Annotated in this window: 13 protein-coding genes; 10 read left to right on the top strand and 3 right to left on the bottom strand. The window is 74.5% G+C overall.

Annotated elements, in window-relative coordinates; genetic code table 11:
* Positions 1-8: 8 nt before the first annotated feature.
* Positions 9-1,226 carry a dipeptidase gene (locus JX575_RS00400; RefSeq protein ID WP_186339749.1) on the bottom strand — a complete coding sequence of 406 codons (1,218 nt, stop codon included), beginning with the start codon at positions 1,224-1,226 and terminating at the stop codon, positions 9-11.
* 194 nt (positions 1,227-1,420) lie between these two features.
* On the opposite strand from JX575_RS00400, the gene JX575_RS00405 reads away from it, so the two are divergent.
* Positions 1,421-4,135 carry a DEAD/DEAH box helicase gene (locus tag JX575_RS00405; protein WP_186339750.1) on the top strand — a complete coding sequence of 905 codons (2,715 nt, stop codon included), beginning with the start codon at positions 1,421-1,423 and terminating at the stop codon, positions 4,133-4,135.
* Complete coding sequence (locus tag JX575_RS00410; RefSeq protein ID WP_186339751.1) at positions 4,135-4,857, top strand: hypothetical protein; 723 nt, start codon at positions 4,135-4,137, stop codon at positions 4,855-4,857. Before JX575_RS00405 ends, JX575_RS00410 begins: the two co-directional genes overlap by 1 nt.
* 10 nt (positions 4,858-4,867) lie before the next feature.
* Here the strand turns inward: JX575_RS00410 and JX575_RS00415 are convergent, their stop codons facing one another.
* Entirely contained in the window at positions 4,868-5,419 is a 552-nt protein-coding gene (locus JX575_RS00415) for a TetR/AcrR family transcriptional regulator (protein ID WP_241005274.1), read from the bottom strand.
* 372 nt (positions 5,420-5,791) lie between these two features.
* On the opposite strand from JX575_RS00415, the gene JX575_RS00420 reads away from it, so the two are divergent.
* From JX575_RS00420 to JX575_RS00455, 8 genes are all read left to right on the top strand, one after another.
* Complete coding sequence (locus JX575_RS00420; RefSeq protein WP_206054578.1) at positions 5,792-6,472, top strand: response regulator transcription factor; 681 nt, start codon at positions 5,792-5,794, stop codon at positions 6,470-6,472.
* A 10-nt stretch (positions 6,473-6,482) separates the two neighbouring features.
* Positions 6,483-7,688 carry an ATP-binding protein gene (locus tag JX575_RS00425; protein ID WP_186339754.1) on the top strand — a complete coding sequence of 402 codons (1,206 nt, stop codon included), beginning with the start codon at positions 6,483-6,485 and terminating at the stop codon, positions 7,686-7,688.
* Between the two features lie 66 nt (positions 7,689-7,754).
* On the top strand, positions 7,755-9,287 hold the full coding sequence (locus tag JX575_RS00430) for a carboxyl transferase domain-containing protein (protein ID WP_186340370.1): 1,533 nt from the start codon (positions 7,755-7,757) through the stop codon (positions 9,285-9,287).
* 5 nt (positions 9,288-9,292) lie between these two features.
* Complete coding sequence (locus tag JX575_RS00435) at positions 9,293-11,275, top strand: biotin carboxylase N-terminal domain-containing protein (protein ID WP_186339755.1); 1,983 nt, start codon at positions 9,293-9,295, stop codon at positions 11,273-11,275.
* Positions 11,268-12,200 carry a hydroxymethylglutaryl-CoA lyase gene (locus tag JX575_RS00440; RefSeq protein WP_186339756.1) on the top strand — a complete coding sequence of 311 codons (933 nt, stop codon included), beginning with the start codon at positions 11,268-11,270 and terminating at the stop codon, positions 12,198-12,200. The genes JX575_RS00435 and JX575_RS00440 overlap by 8 nt, the downstream gene beginning before the upstream one ends.
* Before the next feature lie 93 nt (positions 12,201-12,293).
* The gene (locus JX575_RS00445) at positions 12,294-13,379 is read left to right on the top strand and encodes a hypothetical protein (RefSeq protein WP_186339757.1); all 1,086 of its coding nucleotides are present in this window, start codon (positions 12,294-12,296) and stop codon (positions 13,377-13,379) included.
* Entirely contained in the window at positions 13,376-14,554 is a 1,179-nt protein-coding gene (locus tag JX575_RS00450; protein WP_186339758.1) for a hypothetical protein, read from the top strand. The genes JX575_RS00445 and JX575_RS00450 overlap by 4 nt, the downstream gene beginning before the upstream one ends.
* Positions 14,551-15,741, top strand: a complete 1,191-nt coding sequence (locus JX575_RS00455) for a hypothetical protein (protein ID WP_186339759.1) — start codon at positions 14,551-14,553, stop codon at positions 15,739-15,741. The genes JX575_RS00450 and JX575_RS00455 overlap by 4 nt, the downstream gene beginning before the upstream one ends.
* A gap of 143 nt (positions 15,742-15,884) precedes the next feature.
* Here JX575_RS00455 and JX575_RS00460 read toward each other — a convergent pair whose 3' ends face one another.
* A complete protein-coding gene (locus JX575_RS00460; RefSeq protein WP_186339760.1) occupies positions 15,885-16,562 on the bottom strand; it encodes an EcsC family protein in 678 nt (225 codons plus the stop codon).
* Between the last annotated feature and the right edge of the window lie 113 nt (positions 16,563-16,675).

Below are 16,675 nucleotides of genomic sequence, written 5' to 3' on the forward strand. Positions count from 1 at the left end.
CAATCGGTTTACGCACCGCCCGGGTCACCGCCACGGACGCTCGGGCGTACGCCGTCGAGGTCCTCGATCCGCGCCAGGCTCGGTCCGCGCTCCGACTGCAGGTCGAGCGCGACCGCCTCGACCTCGCGCATCACCCGCAGGGTGTTGCGGCAGGTCAGCCGGGCCAGGTCCCCGGTCGACCAGCCGCGATCGGCCAGCGCGGAGAGCAGCCGCGGGTAGGCCGACACGTCCTCCAGCCCCGCGGGCAGGGTCTCGACCCCGTCGTAGTCGCCGCCGAGCCCCACGTGGTCGATGCCGGCCACCTCGCGCACGTGCTCCACGTGGGTGACGACGTCGCCGAGCGTGGCCGTGGGCTGCGGGTGGTCGACCACCCACGCCCGCTCGAACGCCGCGAACCGGACGCCGTCGGCCTCGGGGACGCCCTCGCTCGCCGCGGCCGCGACCATCTCGCGGTGGGCGTCGGCGCAGGCCTCGTTGACGAACTTCGGCACGAAGGTGACCATGCACACCCCGCCGCCGCGGGCCATCGCCTCGAGCACGTCGTCCGGGGCGTTGCGAGGGCTGTCGGTCACCGCCCGCGCGGAGCTGTGGCTGAAGATGACCGGCGCCTCGGCGACCTCGAGCGCGTCGCGCATCGTGTCGGCGGAGACGTGGGAGAGGTCGACCATCATCCCGGTGCGGTTCATCTCGCGCACGACCTCGCGGCCGAAGTCGGTGAGCCCGCCGGCCACCGGGCGGTCGGTGGCCGAGTCGGCCCAGGGGGTGTTGGCGTTGTGGGTGAGCGTCAGGTAGCGCACGCCGAGCGCGTGGAGCGCGCGCAGCGTGCCGAGCGAGCAGTCGATCGAGTGGCCGCCCTCGGCGCCCGCGAGCGAGGCGATCCGGTCGGAGACCCACGCCTCCTCGACCTCGTCGGCCGTCGTCGCCCACACCAGCTGGTCGGCGTAGCGCTCGGTCAGCATCCGCGCGGCGTCGACCTGCTCGAGGGTGGCGCTCACGGCGGCGTCGCCGGTCAGCCGCGTGGGCACGTAGACCGACCAGAACTGCGCGCCCATCCCGCCCGCGCGCATCCGCGGCAGGTCGGTGTGGGTGGGGGTGCCGCCCGCGCCGACGTCGAGGCGGGAGAAGTCGTACGCCGCCTGCGCGCGCGCCTCCCACAGCAAGTCGTTGTGCCCGTCGATCACCGGGTGTGCGGCCAGCAGTGCGGAGACGTCCACGGGGGTGCCCATGGTCGTCGACCGTAGCCGGTCGAGCACCTGCGCGAGGCCCGGGGCGAGCCGGGGGCGGGAACTCCGTGTCGGTGCGAGGCGTTAGCGTCTCGTCGTCCACCACCCGGTGGACCGGAGAGGGGCCAGATGACCGACATCCCACCGTGGTCCTCACCTCCGCCGCCGGCCGCGGCGTCGCGCCAGGGTGGGCGGGCATGAGCCTCGTGCCGGTCACGGGACCGGCCCGGCTGCTGGTGGGGGAGCCGCCCCGGGAGGGGTCGGTGGAGTTCACCGACGCGCGCCGCACCATCGTGATGCCGATCAGGGGCGCGCTGCCGGTGCTCGGCAAGGTGCGCGACCAGGCCGACGTGCACCCGTCGGTCGCGCTGCTCGCCGGAGCCGCGCTGATGGGCCTGCAGCTGGTCGCGTCGGGCCGCTTCGCCCCCGACCCCGAGGGCCGGCACTGGCAGGTCGCGGGCCTCGACGCGGCCGACGAGCAGCGGATCGCCGACCTGGCGCGCTCGCGGGCGTGGGACGGCTTCGACGAGGCGTCCGCCGAGGGGATGGTGCGCGGGATGCTCGACGCGGTCGTCGACACCATGCCCCGCACCACCCCGGGACGCTCGCGGCACCGCGGCCCCGCCCGCGCACCCGACCGCGCGCCCGCCCAGCGGAGCCCCGACGACTTCAGCGACCGGCTGCAGCAGCGGATCGCCCGGATCCGGGCTCGCGGGCGCGACGACCGACCCCAGCTGGTCTCGATCTCCTTCCGGGTCGAGGCCGACGAGGAGGAGCTGGTCGCGGGCGCCGTGCGCCTGGTGATGCAGGTGCACGCCGTCGACAACCCCGCCCATGTCGCCGACGCCTCCGAGCTGTGGGCCGAGACCGGCCCCGAGGCGGCCCACGGCTTCGGCGAGCGGGCCCGCACCCACGCCGCGATCGCCCTGCGCTCGGCGGCCGACGCCTGGCCGGTGCTCGACCGGCTGCTCGACCTGCGCGTCCCCGACGAGATCACCCTCGACACCGACGAGATCCTCTCGCTGCTCGACGGCGGCGCCGCGGCGCTCACCGAGGCCGGGCACCCGGTCATGTGGCCGAAGTACCTCGACCGCGAGGTGACCCAGCGCGTCGAGCTGGGCCGCCGGGCGCCGGCCGGCGGGCGGGAGGAGCCGCTGCAGGACGGCCTGTTCGGACCGCAGGCCCTGTTCGGCTTCGAGTGGCAGCTGTCGCTGCACGGCGAGGAGCTGACCGACGACGAGATGGACGCGCTGGCCCGCACGACCAGCCCGATCATCAAGCTCCGCGACAACTGGGTCGCCGTCGACTCCGCCGTGATCAAGCGGGCCCGCAAGAGGCTGATCCGCACCGTGACCCCCGTGCAGGCGCTGGCCGCGACCCTCACCGGGGTCGTCGACATCGAGGACGCCCCCTACGAGGCGGTCGTCGGCGCGAGCCTGCTCGCGATGCGCGACCGGGTGCGTGACGCGGTCACCGGCGAGCTCGTCGACGTTCCGGCCGGACTGCGCGCCGAGCTGCGCGACTACCAGCGCCGCGGACTGTCGTGGCTGGCCGAGCTGACGTCGCTGGGCCTCGGCGGCTGCCTGGCCGACGACATGGGCCTCGGCAAGACGATCACGGTCATCGCGCTCCACCTGCACCGCAGCGAAGGGCGCGGCGGCGCTCCCACCCTGGTCGTGTGCCCGGCCTCGCTGCTCGGCAACTGGGAGGCCGAGATCCGCCGCTTCGCCCCCGGCGTCGCCGTACGCCGCCACCACGGCAGCACGCGCGACCTCGACGGCGTGCGCGACGGCTTCGTGCTCACCACCTACGGCACGATGCGCAACGACGCCGCGCTGCTGGCCGAGGTGCCCTGGGACCTCGTCGTCGCCGACGAGGCACAGCACATCAAGAACTCCCGCTCGGCCGCGGCGCGCGCGCTGCGCACCATCCCCAGCACCGCCCGGGTCGCCCTCACCGGCACGCCGGTCGAGAACGACCTCACCGAGCTCTGGTCGATCCTCGACTGGGCCATCCCCGGCCTGCTCGGCAGCCGCAACGCCTTCCGCAAGGTGTGGGCGGGCCCGATCGAGTCGGGCCTCGAGCCCACCAAGGCACGGCAGTTCGCCGACCTGATCGACCCCTTCCTGCTGCGTCGCCGCAAGTCCGACCCGGGCGTGGCCCCCGAGCTCCCGCCCAAGACCGAGACCGACCACCTGCTCGGCCTGACCCGCGAGCAGGTCGTCCTCTACGAGACCCTGGTGCGCGAGTCGATGCGGCGCATCGAGGAGGCCGACGAGGAGACCCGCCGCGGCCTGGTGCTCAAGCTGCTCACCGGCCTCAAGCAGATCTGCAACCATCCCGCCCACTTCCTGCGCCAGGCCAACCCCAGGCTGCGCGGGCGCTCAGAGAAGGTCGAGCTCCTCGACGAGCTGGTCGGCACGGTGATGGCCGAGGAGGGTGCCGTCCTCGTCTTCACCCAGTACGTCGCGATGGCCGAGCTGCTCGTGCGCCACCTCGCCGCGGCGGGGGTGCCCCACCAGCTGCTCCACGGCGGCACGCCGGTGCGCCAGCGCGACGAGATGGTGGCGCGGTTCCAGGCCGGCGAGGCGCCGGTGTTCCTGCTCTCCCTCAAGGCCGGCGGCACCGGGCTCAACCTCACCCGGGCCGACCACGTCATCCACTTCGACCGCTGGTGGAACCCCGCCGTCGAGGACCAGGCCACCGACCGTGCCTACCGGATCGGCCAGACCCGACCGGTGCAGGTGCACCGCTTCGTCACCCAGGGCACCATCGAGGAGCGGATCGCCGAGCTGCTGGCCCGCAAGCGCTCCCTGGCCGACTCGGTGCTGTCGCGAGGTGAGACGGCGCTCACCGAGCTCTCCGACGCCGAGCTGCGCGACCTGGTCGAGCTGCGTCGCGAGGGCACCTGATGGCCCCGCCCGACGACACCGCGACCACCCATCCCCGCCTGCCGCCCCGCCGCGGGGGTGGGTCCGGCACCTGGTGGAGCAAGGCCGTGCTCCGCGCGGTGGAGGAGGCCGCCTTCAGCGTCACCGACCTGCGCCGCGGTCGTGCGCTCGCGCGCGCCGGGTCGGTCGGCGCGATCACCGTCACCGAGGGCGGCGCGGTGGCGGCAGTCGACGACGGCCAGGACGCCTGGACCGTCGAGGTCACCGTCCCGGTCCTCGACGGCGCCGACGCGTCGGCGTTCATCGAGCTCGTCGCCGCCGAGTCCGGGCGGATCGGCGCCCTCCTGGCCGGGCAGCTGCCGCACTCGCTGGTCGAGGCGGTCGAGGAGGCGGGCGTCGAGCTGCTGCCCTACGGCGGCGAGCTGGGCTCGGCGTGCACCTGCGACGCCTGGCTCGACCCGTGCCCCCACGCGCTGGCCGTGCTGACCCAGCTGGCGTGGCTGATCCAGGCCGACCCGTTCGTGCTGACCCACCTGCGCGGGCTCTCGCGCGAGCGGGTGCTGCGCGACCTGCACCGGCTGGTCCGCCAGCCCCGGCCCGACGCGTCGCCCGACGACGACCCGGCCACCGGGCCCGGCGGGCTCGACGGGCAGGCCGAGGTCGACGACCTGGTGGTCGCCGAGGACGCGGCCGTCCGTGCGGCCCGCCTGCTCGGGCAGGACAGCCCGTTCGAGGCCTGGTGAGCGGCGATGCTCAGGAGAGCCCGAGCGCGCCGTGGGCCATGTCGCGGAGCACCGCGTGCATCTGCGGGTCGGGGAGCCGGCCGCTGTGCGGGGTGGAGTTGAGCAGGCCGAAGACGACGTGGGCGCGGGCGCGCGAGGTCTCCGGGCTCAGGGTCGGGTCGTGGCGGCGGATCTGCGTGGCCCAGACGTCGACGTAGGCGCGCTGCAGGGCGCGTACGCGCTCGCGTGCCCGGTCGGGCAGGCTGCTCCAGTCGCGGTCCTGCACGACGATGAGCGCGCGGTGCCCGAGGGCGAACTCGATGTGCCACTCGACCAGCGCCTCGAGCGCCGCACGCGGGCCGTCGGCGGCGGCGACGCGGCTGCGGCCCTCGGCGAGCAGGGTCTCGCTGATGCTCACCAGCATCTCGGCGAGCATCGCGTCCTTGGACTCGAAGTGCTTGTAGAGCGCCGGGCCGGAGATGCCGCAGGCGGCGCCCAGCTCGGCCACGGAGACGCCGTGGAAGCCCCGGGCGGCGAAGAGGTCGGCAGCGATGTCGAGGATCTGCTGCCGGCGCGGAGTCACGGCGACGAGGTTAGTGCCTGCTAACCGCTCGTGTGGTTGGCGAGGCGACGGGAGCATCATCGGACGCTCCGACGCCTGCCAGACTGCCAGCGGAATCACACGTGCCTCCCCAGCTCCGCAGTGCTGCCACCCCTGGCACCACCCCCACGTCGGTCCAGCCGGTCCCCACGACCGATGAACTCTGACCCGATGCTAGATCGTAGGCGCTACACCCCCAGGTGTGAGTGGTGCCAGCACCACGATCGGGCCAAGGATACCGTCGCGGAATCCATTGCCTACCACGGAATCCGGCGTTGAAGCGGCTGCGTGCCGCGTGACCCGTGGTGCGGGTGGGACAGTGGACTCGGTCGCTACGATGCGCCCATGCCCCCGATCCGCGTGGTGCTCGCCGAGGACGGCGACCTGCTGCGCGCCGGGGTGCTCGCGCTGCTCGAGGGACACGACGACATCGAGGTCGTGGCGGCCGCCACCAGCCTGCCCGAGCTGCTCGCGGCTGTGGACGAGCACCGTCCCGACGTGGTGCTCACCGACATCCGGATGCCGCCCGACCTCACCGACGAGGGGATCCGCGCGGCCGGCGAGCTGCGCCGCACCCATCCCGGCGTCGGGGTGGTCGCCCTGACCCAGTACTCCGACGTGGAGTACGCCCTCGACCTGGTGCGCGAGGGCAGCGACGGGCGCGGCTACCTGCTCAAGGAGCGGGTGGCCGACGTCGACGAGCTGGTCACGGCGCTGCGCACGGTCGCGGCCGGCGGATCGGTCATCGACCAGCTCGTGGTCGACTCCCTGGTGGCGGGCGGCGCGCGGCGCGCCGACTCCGTCCTCGACCGGCTCACCCCCCGCGAGCTCGAGGTGCTGGGCATGGTGGCCCGCGGGATGACCAACGCCGCGATCGCCGACCAGCTCGCCGTCACCGACCGGGCGGTGGAGAAGCACGTCGGCTCGATCCTGACCAAGCTCGACCTGCCCGCCGACGCCCCCGTCCACCGCCGCGTCGCCGCGACGCTCGTCTTCCTCAGCGAGGCCGGCGTCGGCGGCATCGCGCTCGGGTGAGCGGGCCAGGGTGAGCTCGGTCCTGGGCGGCTGGGACAGCCTCGACCCGGCGCTCCGGCGGCTGATGCGGATCAACCTCGCCGTGCTGGGCGTGGCGACGGTGCTGCTCGCGGCGGCGTACGTCCTCGGCTTCCGCCCCCGGGCGGCCGAGGTCGACCTCGCGGTGATGGCGCTCTCGATCGCCCTGCTGCTGGCCACCGCGCCGCTGTCGCGCCGGCACGGCGCCCCGGCGGCGGTCGTCGGCCTCACGCTCGCCGCCCTGGTCTTCGCCGTCGGCGGCACCTGGGCCACGCCCGTCCTCAGCCCGCTCACCGCCCTGCTGACGATGGTGCCGCTGCTGATCGGCTCCTCCTTCCTGGGACGGCGGTGGATCCTGGCGCTCAGCGTGGTCGCGGTGGTCGGCAGCGCCGGCGTCGCCGCGCTGGGTGAGTGGCGGCGGCCGGAGGCGGTCAGCGAGCACTGGTGGGCCAACGCCCTGGTGGTGGCGTCGTCGCTGCCGGCCGGGGTGGTCGTGGTGGTGCTGCTGGTGCGCGGGGCGTACGCCCGACTGCAGGAGCAGTCCGGCGAGCTCGTGGAGTCGCGGCGCCGGGTCGTCGAGGTCGCCGACGCCGCCCGTCGCAGTCTCGAGCGCGACCTGCACGACGGCGTGCAGCAGCGGCTGCTGGCCACCAGCGTGACGATCGAGCGGGCCCGCAAGGCCCTCGCCGCCGGGAGCGTCGACGGAGCGGCGACGCTGCTCGAGCAGCTGGCCGGCGACACTCGTGCGACCGCCGAGGAGCTGCGCGAGCTCGCCCGCGGCATCTACCCGCCGCTGCTCAGCGAGCGCGGGCTGGTGGCGGCGCTCCAATCGGCCGCGCGGCGCTCCGCGGTGCCGGTCACCCTCGACGTCGCCGACGTCGAGCGGCACAGCCGCGACGTCGAGGCGGCTGCCTACTTCTGCATCCTCGAGGCGCTGACCAACGCCGCGAAGCACTCCGGCGCGACCGAGGTCGCCATCACCGTCCGCGGGCGTCCGCACCTCTCCTTCGCCGTGAGCGACGACGGCCGGGGCTTCGACCGCCCCAGCGTCGACGTCGGCGGGCTGCTCGGGATGGAGGCCCGCGTGGAGGCGGCCGGCGGGCGCCTCGCGCTCGACACCGCGCCGGGCCGCGGCACGGTGCTGCGTGGTGAGTTCCCGCCCCCCGGTCGTCGACCCACGGACCGTCGGGTGGAGTGATGGACACCGGAGGTTAACGATCGCTAACCTGAGCCGGTGTCCGATCCCGTGAGCACCACCCCCACCATGCGCGAGCTCGTCGACGACCTCCGCGCCCGGCTGGCGCGGGTGCGCCAGGGCGGGTCGGAGTCCGCGCGGCGCAAGCACACCGACCGCGGCAAGCTGCTGGTCCGCGACCGGGTCGACCGGCTGCTCGACCCGGGCAGCCCGTTCCTCGAGCTGGCGCCGCTGGCGGCGTTCGGGATGTACGGCAGCGGGTCGGGGGGCGACGACTACGCCGTCCCGTCCGCCGGCGTGGTCGCCGGCATCGGCCGGGTGGCGGGCCGCGAGTGCGTCGTCGTGGCCAACGACGCGACCGTCAAGGGCGGCACCTACTACCCGATGACGGTCAAGAAGCACCTCCGCGCGCAGACGGTCGCCGCGGAGAACGGGCTGCCCTGCATCTACCTCGTCGACTCCGGTGGGGCGTTCCTGCCGATGCAGGACGAGGTCTTCCCCGACCGCGAGCACTTCGGCCGGATCTTCTTCAACCAGGCCAACCTGTCGGCGAAGGGGATCCCGCAGATCGCCAGCGTGATGGGCTCGTGCACCGCCGGCGGGGCGTACGTCCCGGCGATGTCCGACGAGACGGTCATCGTCCGCGAGCAGGGCACGATCTTCCTCGGTGGCCCGCCGCTGGTGAAGGCCGCGACGGGCGAGGTCGTCACGGCCGAGGACCTGGGCGGCGGCGACGTCCACGCCCGCACCTCCGGCGTCGTCGACCACCTGGCCGAGGACGACGCCCACGCGCTCGCGATCGTCCGCTCGATCGTCGACACGCTCCCCGCCGCGCAGCCGGTCCGGCAGCCGCGGGCCGGGGTGGAGGAGCCGCACGAGCCGCCGGAGTCGCTCTACGACGTGGTGCCCACCGACACCCGCACGCCCTACGACGTGCGCGAGGTGGTCCGCCGGCTCGTCGACGGGAGCCGCTTCCACGAGTTCAAGAGGCTCTACGGCGACACGCTGGTGTGCGGCTTCGCCCGCATCGACGGCTACGAGGTCGGCATCGTCGCCAACAACGGGATCCTCTTCAGCGAGTCGGCGCTCAAGGGCGCCCACTTCATCGAGCTGTGCAACCAGCGCGGGATCCCGCTGGTGTTCCTGCAGAACATCACCGGCTTCATGGTCGGGCGCGAGTACGAGAACAAGGGCATCGCCCGCGACGGCGCCAAGCTGGTCACCGCGGTCGCGTGCAGCGTCGTGCCGAAGTTCACCGTCGTCATCGGCGGCTCGTTCGGCGCCGGCAACTACGGCATGTGCGGTCGCGCCTACGACCCGCGCTTCCTCTGGATGTGGCCCAACGCCCGGATCTCGGTCATGGGCGGGGAGCAGGCCGCCTCGGTGCTCGCGAGCGTCGCGGGCCGCGAGGACGACGACGAGTTCAAGGCGCCGATCCGCGAGCAGTACGAGACCCAGGGCTCGTCCTACTACGCCAGCGCCCGGCTCTGGGACGACGGCGTCATCGACCCCGCCGACACCCGCCGCGTGCTCGGCATGGCGCTCGCCGCGACGTCGTACACCCCGATCCCCGAGCCGTCCTACGGCATCTTCAGGATGTGATGACGATGGACCGACCCGAGACCATGCGCGTGCTCATCGCCAACCGGGGTGAGATCGCGGTGCGCGTCGCGCGGACCTGTCGGCGCCTCGGCCTGCCGACGGTGGCCATCCACACCGACCTCGACGCCGACGCCCCCCACGTGCGGGCCTGCGACGAGGTGGGCCGCGTCTCGTCCTACCTCGACGTCGACGAGGTCGTGCGCGAGGCGCGTCGCCACGGCTGCTGGGCCGTGCACCCCGGCTACGGCTTCCTGTCCGAGCGCGCGCCCTTCGCGCGGGCGCTGGCCGAAGCGGGCATCACCCTGATCGGTCCGAGCGCCGAGGTGATGGACGCGATGGGCCGCAAGGACCGGGCCCGCGACATCGCGCTCGCGGCCGGCGTTCCGGTGGTGCCGTCGTACGCCCTCGACGACGACCCGGCGACCTTCAGCTACCCGGTCCTGGTCAAGGCCGCCGCCGGCGGTGGCGGCAAGGGGATGCGGGTGGTGCGCAGCGCCGCCGAGCTGCCCGACGCGAGGGAGGCCGCCGCCCGCGAGGCCGCCTCCTCGTTCGGCGACGACACGCTCCTGATCGAGAAGTACGTCGAGTCGGGGCGCCACATCGAGGTGCAGGTCTTCGGCGACCCCCACGGCACCGTGCGGCACCTCTTCGAGCGTGACTGCTCGACCCAGCGCCGGCACCAGAAGGTGCTGGAGGAGGCGCCCGCGCCGACGATCACCGACGAGCAGCGCGCCGCGATCACCTCGTCGGCCGTCGCCCTCGCCGAGCAGTGCGGCTACACCGGCGCCGGCACGGTCGAGTTCCTGCTCGACAACGCCACCGGCGAGTTCTACTTCCTCGAGATGAACACCCGCCTCCAGGTCGAGCACCCGGTCACTGAGGAGGTCGTCCGGATCCGCGGCGAGCGCGTCGACCTCGTCGAGCTCCAGCTGCGGGTGGCTGCGGGCGAGCCGCTCGGCTTCACCCAGGACGAGGTCACCCTCGACGGCCACGCGATCGAGGCCCGCGTCTACGCGGAGGACTCCTTCCACGGCTTCCTGCCCCAGGCCGGGCGCACGTCGATCGTGCGGTGGCCTGAGAGCGGTGAGCTGTCCGCGAGCGCCAGCGAGCTGACAGGTCACCGAGTCGAGCGCTCCAGCACTCCCGGGATCCGCGTCGACCACGCGCTCGAGCCCGAGCAGGACGTCTCCACGGCGTACGACCCGATGCTCGGCAAGGTCATCGCGTGGGGCGCCGACCGCGAGGCCGCCCGCGCTGCGCTCGTCGGCGCCCTCGATGAGACCGCGATCCTCGGGATCACCACCAACACCGGCTTCCTGCGCGCCCTGGCCGACTCCCCGGAGTTCCGCGGGGCGACCATCGACACGGCATGGCTCGACCGCCACGAGGTCGCGGCGCCCGACGCGGACCTCGCGCGGGTCTTCGGCGCGTGGACCGAGGTGCTGCTCGACACGATGGGCGAGCCCGGGCCGTGGCGAGCCGACGGGTGGCGGATGGGCGCCGACCCCGCGCCCGACACGGTGGTGCTCGGCGAGGACCTGGTGGTCGTCGACCGGCACCGCGGCACGGTCACCCACGACGGCGCCAGCCATGACGTACGCCTGGTGTCGGCGGCCGACCACACCGTCCACCTGCTCGTGGACGGGGTGGCCGAGCACGCCGTGCTCAACGTGCAGCGCGACCTCGTCGACGTCGTGCACCGCGGGCAGCGGTGGGCGTGGGAGCGCCCCGACCCGTTCGGCGACCACGCCGCCGCGACCGGCGACGGGACGCTGCTCGCCCCGATGCCGGGCACCGTCCTGGCCGTCCACGTCGCCGAGGGCCAGGCCGTGGCCGAGGGTGAGACGATGGGGGTGATGGAGGCGATGAAGATGGAGCTCGCGCTCCGGGCACCCTTCGCCGGCACGGTCACCATCGTCGGCGCGGCCGTCGGCGACCTGGTCAGGCTCGGCGCGGTGCTCTTCACGGTGGAGGCGGACGATGACTGATCTCCCGATGACGGTGCGGGCCCAGGGCCTGCCGGAGCGCGTCACGATCTACGAGGTCGGCCCCCGCGACGGCCTCCAGAACGAGCAGGCGATCGTCCCGGTCGCGGTCAAGGCCGAGTTCGTACGCCGCCTCGTCGCCGCGGGCCTGCCGATCGTCGAGGCGACCAGCTTCGTGCACCCGCGCTGGGTGCCGCAGCTCGCCGACGCCGCCGAGCTGATGACCGAGCTGGGCGAGCAGGGCCGCCACCTCCCGGTGCTCGTGCCCAACGAGCGCGGCCTCGACCGGGCCCTCGAGCTCGGCCTGGAGCACATCGCCGTCTTCGCCAGCGCGACCGAGACCTTCGCGACCAAGAACCTCAACCGCACCTTCGACGAGCAGTTCGCCATGTTCGAGCCGACCGTGGCGCGGGCGCGGGAGGCGGGCATGGACGTCCGGGCCTACGTCTCGATGTGCTTCGGCGACCCGTGGGAGGGCGCCGTGGCGATCGAGCAGGTCGTCACCGCCGGCACCCGGCTGCTCGACCTCGGCGCGAGCCAGCTCAGCCTCGGCGACACCATCGGCGTGGCGACCGCCGGCCACGTCGCGGCTCTCGTGGCGGCGTTCGGCGAGGCGGGCGTCGGCACCGACCGGCTGGCGATGCACTTCCACGACACCTACGGCCAGGCGCTCGCCAACACCCACGCCGCGCTGCTGGCCGGCATCACCACCTTCGACGCCAGTGCCGGCGGGCTCGGCGGCTGCCCCTACGCCAAGTCGGCCACCGGCAACCTCGCCACCGAGGACCTGGTGTGGATGCTGACCGGCCTCGGCATCGAGCACGGGGTCGACCTCGACGCCGTCGTGGCCACCAGCACCTGGATGGCCGCCCAGCTCGGCCGGCCGAGCCCCAGCGCCGTCGTCCGCGCCCTCGGCGGGGCCGGGTAGCCCGGTGGCGGACGGTCGTCGGCGGGGCGATCGGCGGGGCGATCGGCCGGCCGCATCGCACGGCACCATCCCGGCTCGGGCACAATCAGCCGCATGAGCCGCGTCGTCCACCTCCACATCGGCGCCCCCAAGACCGGCACGACCTACCTCCAGGACCGGCTGCTGCTCAACGCCTCCTCGCTGGCGCGGCACGGCGTGACGATCCCCAGCCCGCGGGGCGGTCGCTCCGACATGTTCCACTTCCGGGCCGCGCTCGACCTCCTCGAGCAGGACTGGGGCGGTGCCCCCGGCCACGCCCAGGGCGCCTGGGAGTCGATGATGCGCAAGGTGCGCCGCGCCGACGGCAACGTCGTGATCAGCCACGAGATCCTCGCCGGCGCCAAGCCCGACAAGGTCGCCCGGGCGATGAACGACCTCGCCGGCCAGGAGGTGCACGTCGTCTACTCCGCGCGCGACCTCGGCCGGCAGCTGCCCGCGGCGTGGCAGGAGTCGATCAAGCAGGGCCGCAAGTGGCCCTTCAAGCGCTTCCTGACCAAGGTCGAGCGCAGCCAGACGTGGTTCTTCAACGCGATGGACCTCCCCACGGTGCTCGCGCGCTGGGGCGCCAAGATCCCCCCGGAGCGGGTGCACGTCGTCACCGTCCCCCACGACCGCGGCCCCAACGGCGACGAGCTGTGGCTGCGGTTCTGCCGGGCCTTCGGCATCGACCCGGCGTGGGCCCCGCTCGACTCCGAGCGCGACAACCGCTCGCTGGGCATCGCCGAGACCTCGCTGCTGCGCAAGCTCAACCGACGCCTCGAGCTCGGCGTGTGGCGCGACCCGGCGTACGACGCGCTGATCCGCGAGCTGCTCGCCCAGCAGGTGCTCGTCTCCCGCACGGCGGTCCCGGTCCGGCTCCCTCCCGACCGCTACGGCTTCGCCGAGGAGCAGGCCGACCTGTGGATCGACTGGATCAGGGGCAGCGGCGTCGACGTCATCGGCGACGTGGAGGACCTGCGCCCGCGCCGGCCCGCCGAGGGCGAGAAGTGGAAGGACCCCGACCGGGTGCGCGCCAAGCTCGAGCTCGGCGCCGCGCTCGACGCCCTGACGGTGATGACGCAGGAGGCGGCCGCCCGCGCGTCCTCCGACTCCCTCGGCGGACGGCTGCGCGACACCGCGCGTCGGCTGCGCGACCGGTGACGCGCCCCGCGGGGGCCGTGCCTGGCTGGATCGCCCACCTGCGCGCCGGCGGCACCACGCCCTGGCTGGAGTGGACCGGCCCGGACCTCGACCCCGTGTCCGGCCCGGGCGCCGGTCGCCCGGGCGCCGGTCGCCCGGCTGCCGGGCGCGCCCTGCCCGGCGCCCAGCAGCTCGAGCTGCTGCGCCGCGTCAACGTCGCCCGGGCGAGTGCCGGGGGCGCGGGCGCCGATCAGGCCTCGCCCGAGCTGGCCGACCGGGTGCTCGCGGCGCCGGCCGCCGGGCGCGGCAAGGCCGACCTGCCGCTCGTCGGGGCCGCGCCGGCCGCGTTCGGTCCCCGCCCGGTCGATCCGGCGACGGTCGGCGAGCACGAGCTGCTCCGCGTCGCCGCCTCGCTGCTGGCCGACGACCTCGTCGCGCTCGGCGCCGACCCGGTCCGCCCCCGCCTGTCCCGGCCCTGGCGCCGCCGCTACCGACTCGTGGGCGACCCACTGGTCGCCACCGCCACCCGCGAGCACCTGCTCGCCCGCGGCCGGCCCGAGGGCGGCCCGCGGGCCTTCGTCGTGGCGGTCGGTGGCCCGCTCGACGACCTGCTCGTGCACACCTGGACCCAGCGCTGCTTCGAGCACGGCAGCCGTCCGTGGATCGACTGGCTGCGCTTCTGGCGCCAGCGCGACCAGCTGCCGGCCCGGGTCGACCTCGCCGACTCCGTACGACGCTGGGGCGGGCGCCGGCCGTTCGTCCGGGTGGTGACCGACCTCGACCAGCTGCCGCGCCAGGTCGGCGTGCGCCGGCTGCCGGCGGTGCGGGTGCCGGGCGCCGACCAGGCCGAGCTCGCGCGTCGCGTCGCGGCCGTCGTCGGGCTGCGGGTGCCGGTCGCGGAGCGTCCCGCGCTGATGCGCACCCTGCAGCGGCGGATCCCCGACACCGGGGTCGCGCCGGTCGGCGTACCCGCCGCGGAGCACGACTGGGTGGTCGCGTCGGCGGCCCGCACCACCCGCGCGCTGACCCGCGCTGGCTACCCTGTCGTGGGCGACCTCGCCGACCTCGCCCCCCGCGGGTCCGAGCGGGCCGGTGCGGACGCCCCGGACGACGGACAGGTGCTCGACCTGGCGATCCGGATGATCGTCGACCCGCGCTGGCGCACGGGCGCGGCGGAGAGGACGGTGGAGCGGTGAGCAGGCGGGTGCTTCTGCACGTGGGCTGCCCCAAGACGGGGACGTCCTACCTCCAGGACGTCCTCTTCCGCAACCAGGCGGTCCTCCGCGAGCACGACATCCTCTACCCGGCCGACCGGTTCGACGCCCACTTCCTGGCCGCGCTCGACCTGATGACGCTCCCGTGGGGCGGCATCGAGACCGAGGCCGTCGGCGCGTGGGACCGGCTGGCCGAGCAGGTCCGGTCGTGGCACGGCACCTCGATCATCAGCCACGAGATCTTCGCGCGGGCCACGCCCACGCAGGTCGAGCGGGCGCTGGCCTCGCTCGGCGACGCCGAGGTCCACCTCGTGCTGTCGGCGCGCGACCTGGTGCGCCAGGTGCCCGCGGAGTGGCAGGAGAACGTCAAGCACCGCAGCCACATCACCTACGCGCAGTTCCTGCGGACCATCCGCGACCCCGCCCGCGACTCGCGGATCGGCTCGTGGTTCTGGGCCGTGCAGGAGGTCCCCGACATCCTCGACCGCTGGGGCTCCTCGCTCCCGCCCGAGCGCGTCCACCTCGTGACGCTCCCGCCCCCGGGTGCCGACCGCGGCGAGCTGTGGCGCCGGTTCTCGCGGACGTTCGGCCTCGACGGGCTGCCCCTCGACCTGACCGCCGAGCGGGAGAACCCGTCCCTCGGCGTCCCCGAGACCGCGCTGCTGCGCACCATCAACGAGCGGGTCACCTCGATCATCGCGCCCCCCGACTACCGCCCGCTGGTCCGCGAGACGCTGGCGCACCAGACCCTGTCGCGGAGCGTGACGTCCGCCCGGCTCGGCCTGCCGCCCGACGACCACGCGTGGGCGCGGGAGCTCTCCGAGCACTGGATCGAGGTGCTCGCCGCGCGCGGCTACGACGTGGTCGGCTCGCTCGACGACCTGCGCGGCCCCGACCTCGGCACGTACGCCGACCCCGACGCCGTCACCGCCGACGAGCTGCTGCCGCCGGCGCTCGACGCGATCAGCGCCCTGCTCGTGGAGGCCGCCCGCCTGCGCGCGGTCGAGGAGCGGCTCCACCGCGAGCTGCACGAGACCCGCGAGCAGCTCGACCGGGCCCGCGCGACCCCCGCCTACCGGGCCAGGCGCAAGGTGGTCACCACGCTCGAGGAGACCGCCGCCGGCCGGGGTTCGCTCGACGTCTACCGCCGGCTCCGCCGCCGCGGCTGACCCGGGCTGGTCGTTCTCGCGGCTCGCCGTTCTCCCTCGTCGGGTTGTCGAAGTCCCCGCTCGAGCGGGGACTCCGACACCTGGAGGGGGTTGCAACGGCCTCCAGGTGTCAGACCGGGCCACCAGGTCGGGGCCCGAGGGGCTCAGGCCCGGCGCGCGAGCAGCTCGCGGTCGGCGTAGCGGCCGATCCGCCAGGTGGCGAAGCCGTCGGCGCTCATGCCGACCACGCCGCCGATGACCGGCACCCGGCGACCGAGCGTGGTGGCCAGTCGCTTGCCCGCCACCCGGGCGATGATGTCGGTCGCCACGACGGCCGAGATGCTGCCGTCCAGGGTGGGGTCGTGCACCGGGGCGGTGGCCAGCGCCATCGGGGTGCTCGGCAGGCGGCGCTTCCTCACCATCTCGTCGACCTGGTCCTCGCCGAGCAGCACCGCGAGGACGGCGTTGCGTACGCGCGGGTCGGCGAGGTCGTGGCCGCGGAGGTGGGCGATGCCGGCGACCATCCGGCACTGGATGATCGCCAGGCCCGTCACGTTGGCGGGGATCGTGACCGCCATCGTCACCAGGCCACCGACGTTGGTGGCGAAGCCCTGGGCGCCGGCGATGCGCACGTTGTTCTCGATGACCTCGTGGATCGCCCGCTCGACGTCGCCGCGCTGCTCGCGCAGCTGCTTGTCGGCGGCGACCGCGGCGGGAGCGAGCGGGCCGATCCCGTCGATCGCACGGTTGAGCGCCTCGCGCACGAACCCGCCCGTCAACCCCGGCGCGAGCTCCTGGATGCGGGGGGCGAGCTGCCGCCCCACGGTCTGCTTCAGGCCCATGCCCCGATCGTACGGCCGGCGTCCCACCCGGCGTCCCACCCGGCGTCACCCCGAGGCGGGTGGGCCGCCCCAGCGTCCCCGGTCCTTGCCGAGGTGTCCGGCGCGCGGGCCGG

Source organism: Nocardioides sp. zg-1228 (genome assembly GCF_017086465.1).
Lineage (GTDB): Bacteria > Actinomycetota > Actinomycetes > Propionibacteriales > Nocardioidaceae > Nocardioides.